Origin of the sequence: Mesorhizobium sp. B2-8-9, assembly GCF_006439475.1 — a bacterium.
In the GTDB taxonomy this organism is placed as follows: Bacteria; Pseudomonadota; Alphaproteobacteria; order Rhizobiales; family Rhizobiaceae; genus Mesorhizobium.
Genome location: NZ_VFTQ01000011.1, coordinates 110719 through 130974, shown reverse-complemented (window position 1 = coordinate 130974; position 20256 = coordinate 110719). Strand labels below are relative to the sequence as shown.

The 20256-nt window shown below is 59.0% G+C and carries 14 protein-coding genes and 1 pseudogene; 5 read left to right on the top strand and 10 right to left on the bottom strand.

Annotated features, from left to right (window positions below):
* Positions 1-114 precede the first annotated feature (114 nt).
* Complete coding sequence (locus FJ423_RS15685) at positions 115-840, top strand: response regulator (protein ID WP_013533346.1); 726 nt, start codon at positions 115-117, stop codon at positions 838-840.
* 102 nt (positions 841-942) lie between these two features.
* Here the strand turns inward: FJ423_RS15685 and FJ423_RS34180 are convergent.
* From FJ423_RS34180 to FJ423_RS15655, 7 genes and pseudogenes are all read right to left on the bottom strand, one after another.
* Positions 943-1212 (bottom strand): annotated as a pseudogene (locus tag FJ423_RS34180) (transposase); the annotation flags it as partial.
* Between the two features lie 30 nt (positions 1213-1242).
* The gene (locus FJ423_RS34175) at positions 1243-2025 is read right to left on the bottom strand and encodes a transposase (protein ID WP_224655956.1); all 783 of its coding nucleotides are present in this window, start codon (positions 2023-2025) and stop codon (positions 1243-1245) included.
* Entirely contained in the window at positions 1916-2629 is a 714-nt protein-coding gene (locus FJ423_RS34170; RefSeq protein ID WP_224655957.1) for an IS66 family transposase zinc-finger binding domain-containing protein, read from the bottom strand. The genes FJ423_RS34175 and FJ423_RS34170 overlap by 110 nt, the downstream gene beginning before the upstream one ends.
* A 258-nt stretch (positions 2630-2887) precedes the next feature.
* Positions 2888-6064 (bottom strand): Ulp1 family isopeptidase, encoded by a 3177-nt coding sequence (locus FJ423_RS15670; RefSeq protein WP_224655958.1) that lies wholly within the window; start codon positions 6062-6064, stop codon positions 2888-2890.
* 105 nt (positions 6065-6169) lie between these two features.
* A complete protein-coding gene (gene virD4, locus FJ423_RS15665) occupies positions 6170-7915 on the bottom strand; it encodes a type IV secretion system ATPase VirD4 (RefSeq protein WP_064993317.1) in 1746 nt (581 codons plus the stop codon).
* Between the two features lie 233 nt (positions 7916-8148).
* Complete coding sequence (locus tag FJ423_RS15660; protein ID WP_064993318.1) at positions 8149-9015, bottom strand: hypothetical protein; 867 nt, start codon at positions 9013-9015, stop codon at positions 8149-8151.
* A gap of 73 nt (positions 9016-9088) precedes the next feature.
* On the bottom strand, positions 9089-9406 hold the full coding sequence (locus FJ423_RS15655; protein WP_064993319.1) for a hypothetical protein: 318 nt from the start codon (positions 9404-9406) through the stop codon (positions 9089-9091).
* A 2118-nt stretch (positions 9407-11524) separates the two neighbouring features.
* Between FJ423_RS15655 and FJ423_RS34165 the strand changes: the two genes are divergently transcribed.
* The gene (locus FJ423_RS34165; RefSeq protein ID WP_140725118.1) at positions 11525-12322 is read left to right on the top strand and encodes a 2Fe-2S iron-sulfur cluster-binding protein; all 798 of its coding nucleotides are present in this window, start codon (positions 11525-11527) and stop codon (positions 12320-12322) included.
* Positions 12323-12840: 518 nt separating this feature from the next.
* Here the strand turns inward: FJ423_RS34165 and FJ423_RS15645 are convergent.
* From FJ423_RS15645 to FJ423_RS15635, 3 genes are all read right to left on the bottom strand, one after another.
* Entirely contained in the window at positions 12841-13407 is a 567-nt protein-coding gene (locus tag FJ423_RS15645; protein WP_064993320.1) for a DNA-binding protein, read from the bottom strand.
* 1 nt (position 13408) lies between these two features.
* A complete protein-coding gene (locus FJ423_RS15640; protein WP_064993321.1) occupies positions 13409-13753 on the bottom strand; it encodes a hypothetical protein in 345 nt (114 codons plus the stop codon).
* Positions 13754-13958: 205 nt separating this feature from the next.
* Positions 13959-14924 (bottom strand): LysR family transcriptional regulator, encoded by a 966-nt coding sequence (locus FJ423_RS15635; RefSeq protein WP_064993322.1) that lies wholly within the window; start codon positions 14922-14924, stop codon positions 13959-13961.
* Positions 14925-15413: 489 nt separating this feature from the next.
* Between FJ423_RS15635 and FJ423_RS15630 the strand changes: the two genes are divergently transcribed.
* The 3 genes from FJ423_RS15630 to alr all read left to right on the top strand — a co-directional run bounded on the left by FJ423_RS15630 (position 15414) and on the right by alr (position 20247).
* Positions 15414-16685 carry a CapA family protein gene (locus tag FJ423_RS15630; RefSeq protein WP_064993323.1) on the top strand — a complete coding sequence of 424 codons (1272 nt, stop codon included), beginning with the start codon at positions 15414-15416 and terminating at the stop codon, positions 16683-16685.
* 132 nt (positions 16686-16817) lie between these two features.
* A complete protein-coding gene (locus tag FJ423_RS15620; RefSeq protein ID WP_064993324.1) occupies positions 16818-18263 on the top strand; it encodes a M20 family metallopeptidase in 1446 nt (481 codons plus the stop codon).
* 793 nt (positions 18264-19056) lie between these two features.
* The gene (gene alr / locus FJ423_RS15615; RefSeq protein ID WP_224655959.1) at positions 19057-20247 is read left to right on the top strand and encodes an alanine racemase; all 1191 of its coding nucleotides are present in this window, start codon (positions 19057-19059) and stop codon (positions 20245-20247) included.
* The last annotated feature ends 9 nt before the right edge of the window (positions 20248-20256 follow it).

Here is a 20256-nt window from a genome sequence, read left to right as displayed (position 1 = left end):
ACATTGGCCGCACGCAACGGCGCGTGGCAGCGGGGGCAGCTGTGGTGGGTCGATCCAGAAGGTTGCCGGGCAACAGCTTTGGAATCAAGGGGATTCAAGATTGAAGGTGAGCCGTTGAAACATGTTCTTGTCATTGACGATGATGCCGCAATGCGACGCCTCATCGCCGAGTATCTCATGATGCATGCCTTGAAGGTGACTGCAGTCAACGATAGCAAGCAGTTCAACCACGTCCTATCTCATGAGCCGGTCGACCTTGTGGTCGTTGACCTCAACCTGGGCCGTGAGGATGGGCTTGCGATCGTCCGCAAGCTGGCGACAAAATCGGATTTGCCTATCATAGTGATCAGCGGCGACCGGCTCGATGAGGCCGAAAAAGTCGTTGCACTGGAGCTCGGCGCAACCGATTTCATTCCCAAGCCTTTCGGCCTGCGCGAGTTCCTGGCCCGCATTCGCGTAGCGCTACGCCAGCGCATTTCCAGTCCGCGAACGAAAGATCATCGCTCATTCCGGTTTGGAGCTTGGAAGCTCAGCGTCAAACAGCGGCGGCTGATCTGTGCAGAGCGTGGCGAGGTCAAGCTTACCGCATGTGAGTTCAATCTCCTGATCGCGTTCCTGGAGAACCCCCGCAGCGTACTATCCAGAGAACGGCTTTTGCTCGCGAGCCGTGTGCGTGGTGAAGAGGTCTACGATCGAAGTATCGATGTCCTGATCTTGCGCTTGCGCCGGAAGCTCGAGGCTGATGCGGCCAATCCTCGCCTGGTCAAGACGAGTCGTGGTGCGGGGTACTTCTTCAACGCTGACGTGGACGTTAGCTACGGAGGCACCTTGGCCGCGTGACAGGGGCGATTCTGGCGATTGCTGACAAGGAGGCTGATCAAGCCAAAGCGGTGTTCTCAGGCCACGGCCTTTAGCTCGGCGCCGGGGTACAGGCCAAAGGCGTAGGTCGTCGATCTGGCTGTTGGGATGGCTGTTGACGATGCTGGTGAGGACGGCGGCGAGATAGCCGAGTGGCTGGACACCATTGAGCTTGCGGGTCTCAGCGATGCAATCACCGCCCCTTATTTCGGCACCGCAGTTCGAGCCAGCGAAGCGCGCGTTCTTGTCGTTTGAGCCCGATCGCACGGATTGAGCGCTCGACGGTGTTGCTGTCGATCGCGATGCGACCCTCCCAACGAAGCGCGAGAGACCCAATTTGAGAAGTGTGTATCGCCTGTCGAGCGTAAGCGCCTCGCCGATCGCCTATGGATTTGGGCTTGACGTTTTCCGGAATCGCCAGGGCATGAGTTCCTCGATCTGGCTCTGCGGATGGCCGTTGATGATGGCGTCGAGAGTTTCGGCGAGGTAGGCAACGGGATTGACGTCGTTGAGCCTGCAGGTGGCCACGACGGATGAGAGCTGTGCCCAGTTTTCGGCCGCAACTTCATGGCCAGCAAACAGAGCATTTTTTCTGGTCGCGCATACTGGACGGATGGCGTTTTCGACTGGGTTGGTGTCGGGCTGGAGCCGGCCGTCGTCGAGGAAGCGGGTGAGCCCCTCCCAGTGAGCGAGCCCATAGCGGGTGTCTTCCGCCAACCTGGAGCCGGAGGAGATCATCGACAGTTGCTTTTCGAACCATGTTTCAGGGCGGCGATGATCGGCGCGGAATAATCCTGTCGAGCGGCAAGCCGGACTTGAGGCGATGCCGCGCACTGGTGGCTCGATGGCGTAGAGCGCCGCGATCTGGCGTATCGCCGCTTCGGCGATCGGGGACTTGGTGTTACGCGCCAGCTTCACAAACCGTCGGCGCAGGCGGCTCCAGCAATGGACGAGCAGCCACGGTCGTTGCGGCCGTTCCAGGCATCTCAGCCGGTCATAGCCCTCATAGGCGTCAATGAACAGGCGATCCGCGTCAGACAGATGCCTGGGCTTCGGCTTAAGATGGAAGCAGGCCCGGCCTGCCCAATTGCCCAGTGTGGCGCGATCCAGTTGGATGCCCCTGGCGGGCGTAGATTTCGGCCTGCCGGTAGAACGGCAAATGACCACCGAACTTGGCGACGATGACCTGGGCGATTAGCGCCTCGGTCGGCAGGCCGCCGGACACGATATGCTCGGGCGCATGCGCCTGCACGACCGCGCTCGAGCAGCGCCGGCAAGCGTATTTCGGGCGGCGCCTGACCAGCACGCGCAACTGCGCCGGGATCGCGTCGAGCCGCTCGCTGACATCCTCGCCGATCCTTAGCCATCTCGCCGCAGCCGCAGGGGCACAGCGTGCTCTGGGCTCGATGATCCGTTCCACTCGCGGCAGATGAGCCGGCAAGTGACCACGGTTGCGCGGGCGTGAACCGGACGCGCCGTCCGAACGACCCTGGATGACCCGCTGCGCCCTTTCCTGCGCGGCGTCGAGCACGCCCTGCGCGATCTCCACGTCTTCGAGCGGCAGGTGGTATTGATCGGGATGCAGCTTCTCGGACCTGGCGCCGAACTTCTCGTGATTGAGCTGACCGACGATGGTCTCCAGGCGACGCCGCGCCTCTTCGGATTTAGCCAAGGCAGCCTGGCGCTCGGCCAGGGTCGCTTGCGCCGATTTCGGTGGCCTCATCGTCCGCTGAGGCGCCGACGATTCATCCACCATCAGCGGCGCGAACATCGGCGCCATGCTTTCTGGCAGTGCCAGTTGTCCCTGACGAAGGCGACGCCGCCAATCGGTGGGTCGCGCCATGCTTGCGGGCGACCGCCGCCACCTGCACCTCCGGCATCAGGCTCTCGGCGGCAATCCGGGCTCTGTCGGCCTCCGAGCGCACCCGCCGTCCCGTCCGACCGTCCAGAACCTCGAGCCGGCCTGCGCAGCCAGCTGTTGGGACGTGGTCGCCAAAAGAGCTGTTCTGCTTCATCGCGGCCATCGAGCTCAACGCCCCGCGTCGGAGCGCTCTCTGCTTCTGTAGGAAGTCATGAGGTCCGCTCGGGCTTGATCGGGGTCTTGCCTGATGGACGACGTGTTTGCTGCACGCGCTTGCCGCTCCGTGCTGAGGATTTGCGGATTTTCAGTCCTCTGCCTCTTCGCCGGTGTCAACAGCGCTGTGTAGTGTTCATTGTTTATGATGACTCCCCCGCTGTTCACGCGGTTGCTCCTTTCAAGTGCACTCGTCAGCTCGGCCTGGACGTGGCGAGTCCTGCTCACGTGCCGTTCAAACGAGGCTGGCGCGACTTGTCGGGCTTGCTGCGCTTGCAACACCGCGTGTCGCACCTGCGACCCGGCTGCTCCAAACACTTCCGCGGGGCTTGCAACCTCGTGGGGCAAGCGCCCCTGCCACAGTCGGTTTTGCAGCGCCTGCCGATCGGGGACGAGGGCCTCGAGGTGCAGCGGCCGCTGCGGGTCTGGCAAGTCCTGGTTCGCCAATCTCTCAACCAGGGAGCGCGTGCCGTCCACCACGAACACGCCGCAATCAACACCGTTGTTCTGCAGGGCCATGGCGGGTGTCACCACGGTGGTCACGTCCAGTCTGGCTGCGAGCTCTCGTGCAGGCGCGTCATTGTATGGCAGTCCATCGCGACGACGGATGGAGTCGTAGTGATAGGCAACCGCTTTATCCCGGTCGCTGCGATCTACGAGCAGCAGCGACCAATGCTCGTTGCGTCCATCATTCCCCGCCGCAGCCATGGGATCGCCACTGTTCACAGGCAGGAACACGAAGTCGGCTGCGACGTCGTTTTGATGATAGATGGACAGCACTATGGGGTCCGGGTCCCGGTCGTGACGGCGCAGTTGCTGGGAGACCAAGGAATCCACAAGCCGCGTTCGGGCGGCGAGTGCTGGGTGGTGCATCTGCAGGCTCTGCGCCAGCAACTGGTAATCCCTGCTGATATGGGCGTCACCCAGCAGGTCGGGGCCGAGCACCGCCCCTTCGGGGAGGTTGAACGAGCCTGACGGAAGGGCTGCGATGTGTGCCTCGGAGGAGGTGGTCAGATCGACCAACGGAACACCGCGATAGGTGTCCGACTGCGTCGCTGGCAAGGCGGGTTCTGGAGCCCTTGCCGGTACTGCTGCCGCTGCAGCTTCCCTCATCGCACCGCGATGGACGAGCCAAACGGCGTTGCCGCCCTCCGGCGTCAGGGCGGTGTAGCCGTGACCTTTGATATCGAAGTTCCATTCCGGCTTGTCGGCATCCGGCAAGAGGCCATGGTGATTCAGCAAAGGGAGCATCGCCTCTGGGAGGCGTTGAGTCCCATGGGAGAAGCCGTCGGGGACTGCGGACGAAAGGTCTATAAAGTCCTCGATCGCCGCGGGGGGCGCCTCAGACCTTGCGGAGGGCGCGGCCCGCTGCGTCCTTCTGATGGGCTCGGCCCCTGTGCCTGGAACGGGTATCCCAGCCAAGGGCAATTCACCGAACTGCTGCATGGGGGGCTGCATTGGCACGCGGCCGCCTGAATTGCCGATTTGGCTCGGCTGCTGCTGAAAGGCGACGACTTGCGGCGTATTCAGGGCCGTCAGCCTCTCCGCTGGCCACAGCGCTGTGGAATGTTCATTGTTGGTGGCGACCCACCGGGGTGGCCGGTGGGCGCCCTGATCAAGCGCATCCGGCAAGGGCTGTATCTGCTGTTGGCTGGCAGCTAGGACTGGCGGAGCGGCGGCCTGAACTCCGGCCCATCCAGAGTTTGCGAAAGCGTCCGACATGCTTGTGTTGAGGTTATCCCGTCCAGCGGGCGTGCTTGGGTTGTTGAAAAAAGACGAGGCGGCTTGATCATTCTGCCCTTCCTGGAGCGCGCCGTGCAACCCCTGCTCGATTCGCACAAGCGCCTCTGTATTGGTTGGCACCACGTCGGCTCGATCATCGAACAGCGATAGGTTCGCCTTGGCAAGCGCGTATGAGTCCGCTTTGCGAATCCGCTCTAGCGCGTGGCTGAGATAGCGATCGTTTGGGTACAAGCTCTCGGCGATTTTCGCCCGCTCATTGTGATCCAGCCCAGTGATCGTCTGACCCTGTTTGTTAAGCGCCGCAGAAAATTTGCGAAGACTACGACTATAGATAACACGGGTGCTTGAAGCCAACCCGCTGTCACCGGCCGCTTTTTCCAGGAGGTGCGCGTCCGCCTTTGCGGGCACCGGCCGGTCAGCAACTGAATAGTCCGGCTCATGATACGCACGCAGGACGTTCAACGCCGTCTTCATATCAGGGTAGTCCGGAAAGAAAGTATCGAGGTGGTCGACCAGGGATTGGTGATTTGTTAGATCATTCGCTTGGCCGCGCTCGCCGAAATGATTCGCTAATCGGCGAAGCGAATAAGCGTGAGCTTGAAGCCTACTCTTGCTATAGCCTTGCTGAGAAGCCGCAGCCTGGGCGATCGCCTTATCAATAACGTTCCAGTGTTCGTCGGACACATGGCGATAGCTGGGGTCACGACGTACTCGAGGCGCGACAGGAGCCGGATTGGAGCGGCGCGGCGCGGCCACGTGCTGCTCAATGCCCACTTGCCGGGCCGGACCCGCATCAGGCAAGCGGCCATCGCGGTCCGAGGAAGAGAGCATCGCCTGTGGGACGCGTTGAGTTCCATGGGAGACGCCTTTGGGGAGGGCGAACGAGACGGTTATGGAGCTCCCGATCGCAGCGGAGGGCGCTTCAAATTTTGCGGAGGGCGCGGCCTGCACATGCATCCTTCTGATGTGTTCGGCCCTTGCGCCTTGAACGGGTAGCCCTGCCAATGGCAATTCAGCCAACCGCTGCATGAGGGGCTGCATCGGCACGCGGCCGCCCGAATGGCCGATTTGGCTCGGCTGCTGGTGAAGGGCGACGGCTTGCCGCGCATTCAGGGCCGCCAGCCTCTCCGCTGGCCACAGCGCTGTGAAATGTTCACCATTGACGATGACCAACTGTGGCCGGTGGTTGCCCTGGTCAAGCGCATCCGACAAGGGTCGGATCTGCTGTTGGCTGGCTGTTACGATTGGCTGAGCGGCTTGATCATCCTGCTCTTGGTGAAGCACGTCGCGGAGCCCCTGTTCCACTCGCAGAACGGCCCCTTCATTGTGCGCCTCGTCGGCTCGATCATCGAACATCGGCCGGAACGCCTCGGCCACTTGCTGCGCCACGCTCACTCGCCGGGCCTCGCCCGCTTGCCGCCCTTCCAAGCCGGCGTCCTGCGGCAAAGCTGTTGCACGGGATGGATTTTTTCGCGGGTCCACACTAGCCTCACATCAAACGGTATCGTTAAATTCCTGCGCCAATCCACGCGGCGGCTCATCGAGTCGAAAGTCTGTGGAGAGTTCCTCCTCTGCTTCCGTCAACGGTGCCGGCTCCGGGAGGGCGCCTGTCTGGCCTTCAAAGATGCGTTTCAGAATGCGGTCCGAAAAATATCGCACCTTCCTCAATTGCAATGGTGGCAGACCTTTGATGAGAACGATCTCGTAGTCGTCGTCGAGCAGCCGAACCTGTTCGGGACGCAACAGCGGTGCACCTTGATGCGAATTCTGAATGTTCCAGTCGAATCTTCGCGCCTGGCTGTAGGAAATCGATTTGGCTTCAAACGTGTATTCACCGATGGCTTTGGAAATGTAGTTCGGGGTCTCATCATCGGCCGTTGCCATGAACACTTGCAGGCCGGTATTGCTGAGAAAATTCTGCTTGCCAGCCTCTCCATAAGCCCCTGTCAGTGCCGAAAGGCTTTGGATGATGAGCATGAAACGCCCCTTGTAGCCCGCGATAGTCGTAATTGCGGTCTCGATCGCCTCCAGCTTACCCAAGTGCTTGAACTCATCGAGCAGGAAGAGAACCTCGTGCTTTTCCTCCGGGCGGGGCAGCGACCGCTGTAGAATTGAAACGATTTGCTGAAAAAACAAGCGTATCAGAGGCGCGATCACCTCAAGGTCGTTTGGACCAACACAAAGATAGATGCACGTTCGGCGACGGCGAAGATCATAGACCGAAAAGTCCGAGCGACTTGTGGCCGCCTTAACAGCGGGATCCGCCCAGAGATTGAGCCCGCCATCGCCGAGCACGGAAGTGTAGGAGGTCAGGATTTTTGTGTCGTTCCCGGCCATGTCGTCGAAGATGCGTTGAGCCTCTTTGTTTCGCGTCTCCATGGCGAGTTGCGCGAAGAGCTTAAACTTTTCCCCCGGCTGGGCGAAGAGATCATAGACGGCGCCGATTGTCGGCGTGCCCCGCTCGATGCAGGCAAGGATCCCCGCGACAAAGATATCTCGCGCGCCGCTGACGAAACCTTCCGCGCCTTCCCCCTTGGCCGTAATCAGGTTTGCGGCCAAGCGGCGGGCTTCGGTGAATTGGAGCTGTGGAGGCAGCGCAATAAGGTCCAACAGTGGATTGTAGCAGTTCGTGCGCCGCTCCGAATCCAGCGGCGCGAATTTGAACACGTCATCGCCTGCGGCTTTGCGCGCCCTCGAGGTGAGCTCGAAGAGCTCCCCCTTGACGTCCAGAGCTATCACTGAGCCTTTGAATGTAAGTAGCGTTGGAATGACTACGCCGACGCCCTTGCCAGCGCGGGTCGGTGCAACGATGAGGCTGTGAGGCTGCTCGCCATTGGTCAGGTAGTAACCAGGCCAGAAAGGGCCACTCGTCTTCCCAAATACCGGTCCTTTCACGCCACGGTATCGTCGCAGATATCCGGTGCGTCGCATTTCATCCACTCGAGCCCAACGAGCCGTCCCGTGGTGTTCGAGCTTGCGGCGCAATACGACCTGCTGAATCAGCAAGACGACCGCGGATGTCGAGAGCACGATAGCCGCGCCCCGATAGAAGACGGGGGTTGCGAAACCCAGATAGAAGGGCGTCTCAAACCAAAAGGCACGGACATCAAACGCCATCAAGGCCTCGCCGCCACCGCCGTGGAGGAAGGTTGCGTACAGACTTGCCGCACAGAACCCCACGGCGAGCGAGCAGGCGATGCTAACGGCTATGTTGGGGGTCGTCGTTTTGGTTGAAGGCATTGTTCCATTGCCTGCCGCAGCTCATGGTGCGGCTTCAGACACCGAACCGACGTCGTGATGTCGCCGCTCGACAGATCGATGCCGAGGCGGGTGGCGCAATGGTTGCATCGCACCACCCGGCAGACGTGGTTTTTTGAAAGTTACACAAGTTAGTGCGTCAACGGCCAGCGACTTGGAAACAGCCAGGCCGTGAACGCAATTCGGGAGAGAAAGCGTCTACTGTTGCCGAGATCTCAACGGCCCCCGCGATCCCTGTTCCTGGTGGACTCCTGCAGGTCCGCTCGGGCCTGACTGTAGCTGCGGTTTATGGCCTGCCCTACTAGACCACCCCGCTGCAGCTGTTCATAGGAGATTTGCGTGCCTGTCGCATGAACCGCAGCCTCAAGGCCTGCTATGTGGGCGTCCAGATCCGCATGCCGTTCCTCTGCATGCTGCGGCGGAGGCATTTGCCGCAAGAGGGGTTCCAGGCCGGGAACTGCGTGAGCTTGGGCCTGCTGATTTGGATCCATCTGGTGATACGCCTGGATAATTGCATTCTGTGCCACCATCCTGATGTTGCCGTTCGGATCAGACATCAATTCAACGGCTTGATCAAGAATGCGAGATTGGTTTTCGTTATTGAACTTGCCGAAGTTGGGCGCAACGTTAAGAGCTCCGAGAGCTTGCGAGGCCGGATCCATGTTGCCAATGCGATTGACAACAGCATCTTGCATGTGTGGCGTTAGGTAATTGGCTATATTGCTGACCGCTCTGACTTGCTCCAATGCAACGTTGTCCGGCCGGTACCCCAATTCGGATGTCAGCTTCCAAGTCAGCTCGACGGCTGATCGTCCGAGCTGATTGCCCCGCCTTTCAAATTTTGCGAGTTCAGTTTCTTGCCCGGGTTGAGTACCCCGAATGGCTGTTCGCGCTTCCTTCCCGAGGCCTTTGAAGCCTGCAAGGTTTCGCGCTGTATCGCGCGGGTTAGCGGTTACCAGCCGTTCTGCTACCTGCGTTAATGGCCCCTCTGTAAGGGACAGGATGGTAGAGGGTTCCCTGGCTTGTTCCCTGGCTTGGGATGAACTTGCAGCTGCGCGTGCCCGTTTGTTATCGCGATCCATTGCTCGGTCTCCAAAGTCGTTATTCTACGCATGAGGTTATCACCCAAGCCTGACCTGCTGAACCGATATGGTGTTACAGTTGTAGTCTGGCAGAAGGTTCCAGTCTCGTCCCAGCCAAGATGACGAGGCTGGCATCAAATGCCGTGAGTGACTTCTGCCAAAGCGCATGAATGGTACGCCCCGGCTCTGTCGCCTCCTCCTTCCGGTCGTTGCAAGAGCCCGGGGTGATATCCTCGCGGCAGCTTCTCCTTTGAGCGCAGGGTGGATGATCGAGCGTTGCTACAACGACCACCGCCCGCTCCGGCTGATCAGCCGCGGCCCGGCAATTTGCGCGGCCGCCAATAGCACCACCGCGCTTTGCCACCATCCGGCCTTCCTGCTGCAGGCTCATGGCAATCTCGCGACGGGGCCGGTGACAGGCGAGGTGCAAAGGACGGGCGGGAAAAATCGCGCTGGCGGGCAGCGCGGCATCGCACAATGCCGCCCCTTCTCGGCCCGGCCGCCTGTCGCCTATGAGTGCCCGGCGTTAGCCCCAGCCGCTGGCGAGTCAACCGTCAGCTGGGCGACAGCGACATGTTCAACGCCTTCGTGCCCGGGGTTTTCTCAACGGGAGGTCGCCTGGCGCAGTCACCCCGGAACGGACGGCCTATTCAGCGCCAGCTCCGCAGCAACATGACCAGCTGCAATGGCCACGCAGCCTTGCGCTCCAACCGCATTGATGCAGGCGCACCATCGACATTACTTGCTTTGGCTGCAACATCCCCTCTCCTTCCCCGCCCCACGACGATGCAGGACTCAGGAAAACTTCAGTTACGCAAAGACGGTCAGTTTCTTCAGCTGCACCTCGATCGGATGCAAGGGGATAAAGGAGGGTTCAAGTGGCGCCGAAGCGCAGACGCGATGGCATGACTCGCGCACGCAGCCGTCCTGGCCGACAGGCCTGTTCTTGGGCACAAGCTCGAATTGAGCGCCTTATCAAGGCTCAAGGAGTTTTCAGGTTACCGTCGCGATCGCGGCGCTATTACGCTCTGAGCACGCACACTTCCGCGCGATGCGAAGGCAAACGATACGCTAACTGTCACGCCTGACGGAGTGAATCCGACCGCCATCAAGTATTCTCCAGCGTGCATGTGCAACACGGTGTTTGTTACTCTTTTTGCCGATGGCCCTCGCCTCGTCGCCGAGCCGGCTCTGTGCTCGTGGTCGCAACTTCAGGTCCCACGCCCTAGGCCAGCCAGGACGTCAGTGTCGGCTGTGGAACAATGTCGGGTTCGGATGGCATGGGCGGCCCACAACGGTTTAGTCAGAGGCTTTTTCTCTTGGCACACTTAGTGCGGCAGATGATCCACAAACGCTGCATGGATCCGCGATACAAGGAGAGCAATCGCAGGGACGAACATGAGAGGGATACATTGCGTGGCCCGCGCCTTCGATCCTGCAAAGCTGCATTTCACATCCTGGGCGGGCGACCGCACGTGGAGAGCAACATCGACGGTCAGCGTGTTTTCACGTGGGGAAGTCCGGGACGCGGTTCCAACTTATTTCGGCCTATGGGAATAGTGAGCCGATCTGCAGCCAGAGCCGAGGCGCAGCGACCGAGATCTAACAGGATCACTGCAAGTCGATGAGATCGTAGGATAATCAGGCACGGTTGAAGACACCAACTATTATAGGAGCATCGACAGCGCCGACCGGTATGCAGGCTTGCTTTCTGACTAGCGTCAGTTTGCTACTTTGAATGAGTCGCACACTAAAGCATCGTAGAGCTGGCCTAAGTCGCCTCAAGCCGATGCGCGCCGCAAACCATTATTGCTGTGCAGGTGTTTGCAGCCCTGTGCGATTGGGAGACCGCCTCGCCATGAAGTGGACCAGCTTACTTCTGCTGAGCACATTCAGGCTCGGACCTGTGTCCCGCAAGAAGAGGGTGGTTCGATCCGGCACTGACCCTAGGGCGGGGGGCTTGTTGAGCCGGTGCCGGACCGAACCGTCTAGGGCAACGCCGGCTATGTCGTGGGAAATTGTGGCTTCGGCGCGGCTAAACCGTGGCGGAAATGTGTCGACGATTCACCGTTTCCAACACGCGCGTTGAAAACGTGACTGGACGTTTCGGAAAGCGCCTAGCGCTGCTGGGTTTGGCGGGAGCTGTGCAGATGGGAGGCTATCCTGGCTGTGAAAATTAGTCGCCCGGTCAGTGTGGCCGGATTTCAGGAAGGGAAAAGCGCGCAAAGTCAATTCGGCGGGACGCGGGGCGACACACAATCGCAAGCCAGCAGGCGCGGCTCGGCTGCGAGGAGTTCGGCCATCTCCTTCTGAAGGCTCAACAGAGGACAGATCAGTCAGGACATGCGGATCCGAAGCAGAAGTCATGCGCTTCAATCTTGCGGCGTTAGAGACGCCCGCGATTTTCATGACCGGGCAAGGCCGCTTTCATGACCGGGCAAGGCCGCGCCGTTTGTCAGCGATGCCGGAATGTCGGGAGTACTAGGTGAGGCGAGCGCCGCTCGAGAAAATGGAAGCCGCCGCAGGTCATCAGTGCCTTCAAACCAGCTGGCGCGCTTTGACCAGTTCGGAAAGCGGCGCCAACAGCCAAGTCTTCTATCCGCCGGTACAGCGCCAGAACGCCGCCGGCACCTGTTACGCGGGCGTGGCGACGATCGCAGCAGTCGCAGTGGACACCGCCTCAGGGGGACGTGAAGCTCCTTTCGCATCATTCCATCCTCGAAGGCGGCACCAAATCGTGCCGGAACTCGTCTCGTGTCAGCTCCAAGGCAGCCTGGCCATGGGCGTCGGCCACGCCCTGCTCGAGGCTTTGCCGCTCTATGAGGACGGACCCGACCGGAACTGGAACCGGTATTGCCTGCCGCATGCCAGGGATGTCGGGGTCTGGACACAGACATCGGAGGTGCGACTTCCTGCACGAATATCTCAACCTTACGGGATCGCGGCTTGGCTGCGGCCAAGGCATCTGCCACGCGTGCGCGATCATTCTCGAGGACCCGGAAGGACGTTACCGTCAGATCCGCAGCTGCATCACCGCAGCGCATTTCTTCGATGGCAAGTCCGTCCGCACATAAGAAGGGCATGCCGAACGCGACGCGAATGGCGATGTCGTCCGGCTCTCCGCGATAAGGCCTTCGTCGAACGTTTTTCATTCCAGTGCGGCTATTGCACTCCGGGCTTTGTCACCGGTGCAACCGTGCTGGTTGAGCGTCTCAAAGAGAAGCCGGTCCACAGGGCGGATGTCGAAAGCACGATCGAGCAGGCGCTTGCGCCGTTGTCGTTGCACTGGTTAGGTCCGTTACCATGAGGCGGTCCGTCACGTGATCCTGAGCACGCCCGGCCTGGTACAGACTGAAATCCGGCGATGAAGCGTTCCTCGATTGGCCTGCGGCACGCATCTGGTCGACTTGCAGCGCCTGATCGGCTGCCGCACGGTTTGCAGAGTCAACGAATTCCCTCGAAGTGAGCAAAGCTCTTCCTTGGCTCAGTTCGTACGCACTTGAACCGCCTGTGTGACCCGTTCGATGGCACTAGCTCCTGTCAGCGAGAGGATTGGAGTTTCTGACCGAATTGTCTCTCGTCACATTGATTGGGAAGAACAGTTAAGATCGGCTATGGACAATCTGGACGCTTTGACCCATCCAAATTATGCTGCGGCCTGCCTGTCGATAACGAAAGTCTGGCATTGAGCTTTTGGAACGGACCAGGGCTGCCGCAGGTCTTCGAGCCGTCCTGCATGGGCGAATGGGAGTCCCGGGTCAGGCGACTGCGGAAGGTGGCCAAGTCATTGCCGCCTTCGCCCAGAAGCGCGGAAGGCGGCTATACTCAGATTGGCCGATACATCAAAACCCGACCCTTCGGAATTAACTGCAGCAAATAGTCGAAATCACTGACGTTGCCCGTTAGAACGGAAAATCCCATTTTCTGCGCATGCAGGAACAGCACGCAGTCTTGAAGCGCCCGAAGCTTGGAATCATGCTTGTAGCCCTGGAGGCGACACAGCATTCCTGAGAGAAGGGCGGCTCGGCCCAAGACATCGGGATCTGGTGCAAAAACCCGATGGGACGGCATGTCCTTGATCATGCTCCCGATCTGCTTGACAGCTTTACTCGTGCCCGAGTGTTTCGGATCAAGCACGCCTACAGTGTGCATCAGCTCCTGGATCGCTACGGTGCTATGGTTGACCTGCCTGACATCGAGGAGGTCGGCAACTGCGTCAGGCGCCCGGCCTTGCAAACCGTCGATATAGACGCAGGTGTCCAGCAGCAGTTCTTGCCCCGCCCCGCCGAGGTTGCCGATGATCGGCAGCTCCGTGTCGGGGCGGCGGCTCAAGGTTTTTTGAGGATCAAATCGCGACCACCTTAAGGCCGCACCAAAGTCGAAATCGGCCAATTCAGAATCCGAGCTTCAGCGTCGGATCCACAGTCCCCCGTGTTTTCCTGAAGGTCTCGGCGAAGTTGTCTTCCAGAGCCACATTGGCCAATGCAAATTCGACGAGCTCGGTATCAGACGTCAATCCGGTTCGAGCCTTGGCTTTCTTGATTAGATTAGCACTCACCCGCCCCGCAATCCTGCCGTCCTTCTCAGCGCGCAGGCCAGATTCTTCCGCCCTCTGCAGGACCGCGTTAATCCTGGCCAATCGACGCATCTGCAATTTCTCAGCCAGCTTGGGATGGGTTCTCGTCCGCTTGCCCACTGGCCCTTGGCCGCGACGCATCCGTACAGCTGTCTTCGTCATAGGGGTTCCCTCAGGTCCGTTTAACAAAAATGGATTCTAGACAACATAGCAGGCAAGGTGAATTTTTCAAATGCACCAAGACAAAGGGCGGTTGTTGGCACCCGGAATTGCGTGCTGAAGCTCTCCAAAAGGAGGGATGTCACGAAGTAGGGATGTCACCGCTGCAATCGACCGAAACAGCCACTCAGGTACAATTTTTCCGGCATTAGATGCTATGGGGGTGGAAAGCCGCTTTGGGCCCCTCACGCCCGAACGATTGTTCACGGTGGATCACCTCCACGAAAGTATCCACAATTGGCGACGTTTGCGAAATATTATCGCTGCCGCGGCGCCAAAATACCACGTAGTCGTATCTCGCTGACGGCTCAAAAGGAACGATTTTCACATCAAACATTTGATATTGCTGTGCAACAAATTCATTATCTATTGCAATACCTATACCATATGCGACAAAGGAAGCATCCAAGCCTATTGTGTCCGAATGAACCTTCGGCAATAAAGGAAGTTCTCTCCGCCCGTATGTCAATAGGCCCAATTTGTTAGAAGTGTATTCTCTCTCTAGAACGATAAGGGGCTCCCCTGAGAGGTCGTCAACAGTTATGATGTCCTTTTCAGCAAGGCGATGGTCGGGTTGCAACACGCAGACACTCTTGCTTTCGGCGACTATCTTCCACTCAAAGAAGCGTTCATCTAACGGCAGTCGGGAAATCCCGATATCGGCCTCTCCCGTCACAACGCTTTGTGCTATCTCGTCGTATCGCTGGGCCCTATAATGAAATTCTAGAGTCGAATCTAGATTATTTAGCGCAAGAATTATTTTGGGGATGAGTCTCAACGAGAATATATGCGGTGCGGCAATCGTCAGGAGGTTTCGCTTGGCGCTGAAAGAATCGGTGATTTCCCTCTCGATGTGGCCGAGGGTCTCAAAGTATCTGTCTATGCGGTTGTAAATTTCGATGGCGCGCGTGGTTGGAACAAGGCCGCGGGGATCTCGCGCAAAAAGCTTCTCACCAACAGCTTCTTCAAACAACTTGAGATGCTGGCTTACGGCCGACTGGGTAATCCCGAGTTCTCGGGCGGCCCGCCTCGTAGAACCGGTCCTCATGATCTCCCGAAAAATCTGAGCGGACCTGAACCCAGCCTTGCTGTTTCGGCCGGAAATCTCTTCCATTGCCTTTGTCCGAATTGGTGGCCGCAGGGCCAGAGCTCCGTTTGGCCGCTATATCAGTAAAATTAATAGGGTGTCACAAAAACTTAATAAATTGACCATTTTCCCGATTCTCCCCATCGTCTGGCGTAACAAAACCAGTGGATCAGACGCATCAGAGAGAACGCTGACATGACGCATGCAGCAACACCCATCCCCTGGCAGAGCGGATAGTTCACAATCGAACACAGGGGACACAGCTCTAAAAATTGCGGACTATAACGTTAGAAAAGCACATATGCGGCATTCGTATTTCCGTGCCTCTGGCAGGAACTGTTCCGACCCCAGCTCGGACGTTGCGCACCCGCAACCAACTACCCGCGCTTGTCGTAAATCCGCACGGCCGATCCTTACCGGATCAAGGAACTAGCCAACACTTTCTCCGCAGTCGATCGGTTGCCACAAAAAGTGGCCGCTAATGACATTTGCCCATACAGGGGTTGATACTCAATCATGCCTTCGCCGTTCACCCTCGCCCTCACCGGACAGTCCCTCATCTACCACGATATTCGGCATGTATCGGACGACGGCTTCGCCACGATCAAAGAACTGATCCGGCAAGCCGATGCCTCATTCACGAATTTAGAAACCACGATTCTCGGCCGGCATGGTGGGTGGCCGATGAAAGGCACCTATTTCCAGTGCTCTCCACCTGTCGTGTTGGATAATTTGAAGGATATTGGCTTTAGCGCACTGGCTCTTTCCAATAATCATGCGTTCGATCTTGGGCCCGCAGGAGTGCTTTCGACACTTGAGGAAGTAGACGAGCGTGAGTTTCTGCGTGCAGGAATTGGCGTTGACGCCAGTGACGCGAGCAAAGCCGGCATCAAGCAACTCGGCAAGAGGAAGGTCGCCCTCATCGCGATGGATGCCGGACCAGGGCCAGCCACAATGTACGCTGACAATGCGGCAGGTACCCGTCCCGCTCGACCGGGGGTGAACAAACTCGATGTCTCGCGGGTATTCGAGGTTGACGATGAGAAATTCGCGAACCTGCGTTCCATTCAGGAAACGTTTTTAAGCAACTCTATGGAGCGCGGAACCTACACGCAGCCGGACGATCCTCGCGAACTGACATCGTCCGATGAAATCGACTTTTACGGAACCATTTTTCGCCGATCCTCCGAGAACTGCCGAAGGATCATCTTCAACGAGCAAAGTTTACGAGGTCAGCTCGCCGCAATCCGGAAGGCCTCGTTGGCCGGTGCCTTTGTCATCGCCTATCTTCATCATCATCATTGGGAACCAGATTGGCGCGAGGTTCCCGAATGGGTTCAATTCTTCGCGCGATCCTGCATTGATGCGGGAGCGAATGCGTTCGCCAGCCACGGCGCACCGGTGCTGCAGCCGATCGAAATCTACCGCGGGGCTCCGATCTTCTACGGATTGGGAAATTTCCTGTTTCATCTACCCGAAGGTGAGGACGAATGGAGTTCACCAGATATCTGGAAAAGTATCGTCGCGACGTGCAGCTTCGATGGCAACAACCACTTGGAGTCAATCGACCTCGCTCCAATCGTGATTGGAGGGGAGCAGCGGCTGAGCAGCAACAGGTATCATGAGCGTCTTGTGCCCGTGCCCGCATCAAAAGAGCTGGCTGGTTCAATGCTCGAAGACCTATCTCGACGCTCGCAAAAGTATGGAACCGAAATAGTGCTGGAAGATGCTCGCGTTCTTCTGCCAAAAGCTAATTCCCGCAGCGTCGAGGTCGCCGCCAACAGGTAGCGTCGTCCATGCACGTCAACCTGGCCCGCATCCTGATGATCGTGTCGTATAGTGCCAATGCACTGATGACGGGGCGCCCCCTTACAGCCGAACGGTTCCAAATGCGCATTTGGACAATGAGGAGAACCGAACATGCATAACGATGGGCTGGGCGTCTATGAAATCGCCCGGCGCGTGGACACCAAGAGCGCCGACTACTGTGCGCTCAGCGACCGCATCTGGGCCATGCCGGAACTCGCCTTCGAGGAGCATCGCGCGGTCGCCGAGCAGATCGCCTTGCTGGAGCACGAGGGCTTTCGCATTACCAAAAAGCTCTGCGGCATGGCCACTGCCTTCGTGGCGGAACATGGAAGCGGTAGCCCAACAGTCGGTTTTCTGGGGGAGTTCGATGCGCTGCCGGCTCTCGGGCAAGTTTCGGGCATTACCGAGCGCATGCCTACCACGGAGGGCGCATCTGGGCATGGTTGCGGGCACAATCTTCTCGGTTCCGGATCTGCGCTCGCAGCCGTGGCCTTGAAGGATGCGCTTGCATCGGGCGCCATCGCGGGCACGGTGCGCTATTACGGCTGCCCGGCGGAAGAGAGCGGATCGGGCAAGACTTTCATGGCACGGGCCGGTCTCTTCGATGATCTCGATGCCGCCTTCTGCTGGCATCCAAACGTCGTCAACGAGGTGCAGTCCACCTCGTTTCTCGCGTGCATTCAGGCTAGCTTCCGCTTCACGGGTCAGGCGTCGCATGCGGCGGTTTCTCCCCATCTTGGCCGCAGCGCGCTCGACGCGGTGGAGCTGATGAATGTGGGCGTAAATTACATGCGCGAGCACATGGCCTCGGATGCGCGCGTCCACTATGCCGTTACGAATACGGGTGGCGATGCGCCGAACGTGGTACAGGCTTTTGCGGAATCACTCTACCTGGTGCGTTCGCCGCATTTGCCGGATGCAGAGCACCTGTTCCAGCGCGTCAAGAAGATCGCCGATGGCGCCGCGCTGATGACGGAAACCACCGTTGAGGTGCAGATCATGGATGCAAACTCGAACGTTCTGCCTAACAAAGTGCTGCAGGAGGTTATGTACGAAAACATGAGTCGCCTCGGCGGCCCGGGCTTCGACGATACGGATTATGCCTTCGCCGAACAACTGCGGAAGAACGCGTTTACGAACGAGGAGATTGTGGCGAGCGTTGCGCTCTACGACCGTTCGCTGGCGAGCCAGGTGCTGCATGACGGGCTACTTCCCATTCCTGCGCGCGAAGGGATGATGATGGGCAGCACTGACGTCGGCGACGTGAGCTGGATCGTGCCCACGGTTCAGTGCAGCACTGCCTGCTTCGCTATAGGTACGCCGTTCCACACTTGGCAGCTCGTCACGCAAGGGAATCTGCCAGCAGCCCATAAAGGAATGGTGCTCGCGGCGAAAGCAATGGCGACCACCGCGGCAGATTGCCTGCGCAATCCCGATCTTATCGCCCGGGCAAAAGCGGAATTGAAGGAGCGTACTGGCGGGCGACGCTACATTTGCCCAATTCCGCCCGAGATCACGGTCGACAACTTGCGCGGTAAGGCAGCGGCTTTTGCATAGGTGCAAGAAGACCTTACGCTCGGCGGCCTCGCTTGCAGAGTTTCATTATCTGGCGGACAACGCTCCGTCACAGTTGGGTTCATCAAGTTCCGCGAATGGCGTCGCAATGACATCGACTGTCTGCTGCGCCCCGGGGGTTAGCAGAACAGGGAACCGCAGCGCGTTCAAGCGATGAATGTCCCCAGGCCTTTCCTTCTCTGCGCTCGCGCAAATGGTCCGTATTGAAGTAGCGGTTCGCCTCGGCCACCTCTCATGAATTTCTCACCCCAGCTCTGCGCCAAGCTTCGAGTTTTTGGTTTTCCGCTTGGCGAACCACAGCGCTAGGCTAAGTCGTGCACATGCTATCCGTTGGGGCCGCACTTCCTGAACGCGCCCTGAGGGCCGGATGGCCGTCGGAGACCGCGAACTCGACATTGGCAAGTCCGCGCTGCTTGAGCCCTGTCGTGAACCCGCGCCTGTAATGGTGCTGTCACTCCCGTAGCCAGCTCGACCACCAGCACCTAGCGCAGCCCCCAGTCCATTCTGATCGCCCACAGCACCGCCTGGCTGGATGACCCGGCCAGGCGGGCCCGAAGCGCCGCGTCCATAATGAGGAACAAGCAAGGTGTCGGCAAGCCGTCGCTCAAAGATGCTTGCAGGCTGCTGATCAGGCCTGCCAGGCAGCAGCCCTGCATCGCGGAGCGTCATCCAGCCATTTGCCTGCCTCGTGTGTGTGGCCATATCAGTAAAATTAATAGGGTGTCACAAAAACTTAATAAATTGACGGTTTTGGCGATTCCTCGCATCGTTTCGCATGCAAACAAGCAATAAAAAGCGGTTGGGAAAAACGTCAGAACCTATGTGCGCGTTAACGTCTATTGCGACGGTGCAGAGCAAAAAGGCGGCGTCCCGGGAGGCCTGCTACGAGATCGACCTCGGCGCGATCAGGCACAATTACCGTCAGCTGCGTAGGCATCTTCCCCGGACAGTGAAGATTTTCGCCTGCTTAAAGCGCAATGGATATGGCTGTGGAGCGGGACCTGTCGCCCGCACACTGGCAACAGAGGGGGCTGACGGCTTTGCTGTCGCAACCTTGCCCGATGCTATGGCCATCCGGGAAATGGGCATCGATCTCCCGGTTTTGCTTTATCCCGGTCCCCTACCGACATCGGCGAAAACAATTGAAGCGCTCGGACTCACCGTTACCGTTTCCAGCCTCAATGAGCTGGAGTCCTGGCGCGCCGCCATGAGCGTCACCCGTATTTTCGTCAAGGCGGATCTCGGGTTCTTCAGGGCTGGGGCCACGCCGCAGGAGATAGGCCGGCTTCTCGCAGCCGCGCACGTCTGCAACGACGTTGAAGTACAGGGGCTCTACGCCCATCTCAGCGAGCTGCCCACATCAGTGACTTCGGATGCTAGCGAGCAATTTTCCCGCCTGCAGCGGATTCTACAGGATGCCGAGGCGTCCGGCACCCGTCCCCCGATCATTATGATGTCGAGTACTGCCGGTGTGCTTCGGCATCCCGCGATGGATCTCGATGCCGTCGATCCCGGGGCCCTGTTTATCGGTCTTCCCGAGACGGATCGACCCATGCGGGCCGTCACCCTGCGGCCGGCGCTCAAGGCCATTTCGACATGCCTCGTTTCCGTCAAGCGGATCGACGCTTCTCTCGGTCCTATACCAGACATACCCGGTTTTCGGTCGGGAATGACCATCGGCGTCCTAGGTATGGGGTGGGGGGATGGCCTTCCGCGTCACGTGCCAGCCCAGGCCGAGGCGCTGGTGAGGGGGCAGCGCGCGCGCCTGCTCCCTCCCGCGCATCTCGAGCACCTGCGCATCGATCTGACGGACGTGCCTGATGCAAGATTTGGCGACCAAGTGCTCCTGCTCGGACAGCAAGCGCACCAGACCATCACTCACGAGGAAGTCGCCGCTCAATGGGGCACGGACCTCATCGGTCTCTATGCCCAGCTCCGCGACCACATCCCGCGCGTCTATGTCTGAGACATTGGC

What these genes read in the sequence shown, in the direction of transcription:
- FJ423_RS34170 (WP_224655957.1), bottom strand. Translation starts at nt 2,629, where the DNA reads ATGTTCGCGCCGCTGATGGTGGATGAATCGTCGGCGCCTCAGCGGACG.
- virD4 (WP_064993317.1), bottom strand. Translation starts at nt 7,915, where the DNA reads ATGCCTTCAACCAAAACGACGACCCCCAACATAGCCGTTAGCATCGCC.
- FJ423_RS15660 (WP_064993318.1), bottom strand. Translation starts at nt 9,015, where the DNA reads ATGGATCGCGATAACAAACGGGCACGCGCAGCTGCAAGTTCATCCCAA.
- FJ423_RS15655 (WP_064993319.1), bottom strand. Translation starts at nt 9,406, where the DNA reads ATGAGCCTGCAGCAGGAAGGCCGGATGGTGGCAAAGCGCGGTGGTGCT.
- FJ423_RS34165 (WP_140725118.1), top strand. Translation starts at nt 11,525, where the DNA reads ATGGAAGCCGCCGCAGGTCATCAGTGCCTTCAAACCAGCTGGCGCGCT.
- FJ423_RS15640 (WP_064993321.1), bottom strand. Translation starts at nt 13,753, where the DNA reads ATGACGAAGACAGCTGTACGGATGCGTCGCGGCCAAGGGCCAGTGGGC.
- FJ423_RS15635 (WP_064993322.1), bottom strand. Translation starts at nt 14,924, where the DNA reads ATGGAAGAGATTTCCGGCCGAAACAGCAAGGCTGGGTTCAGGTCCGCT.
- FJ423_RS15630 (WP_064993323.1), top strand. Translation starts at nt 15,414, where the DNA reads ATGCCTTCGCCGTTCACCCTCGCCCTCACCGGACAGTCCCTCATCTAC.
- FJ423_RS15620 (WP_064993324.1), top strand. Translation starts at nt 16,818, where the DNA reads ATGCATAACGATGGGCTGGGCGTCTATGAAATCGCCCGGCGCGTGGAC.
- alr (WP_224655959.1), top strand. Translation starts at nt 19,057, where the DNA reads ATGCAAACAAGCAATAAAAAGCGGTTGGGAAAAACGTCAGAACCTATG.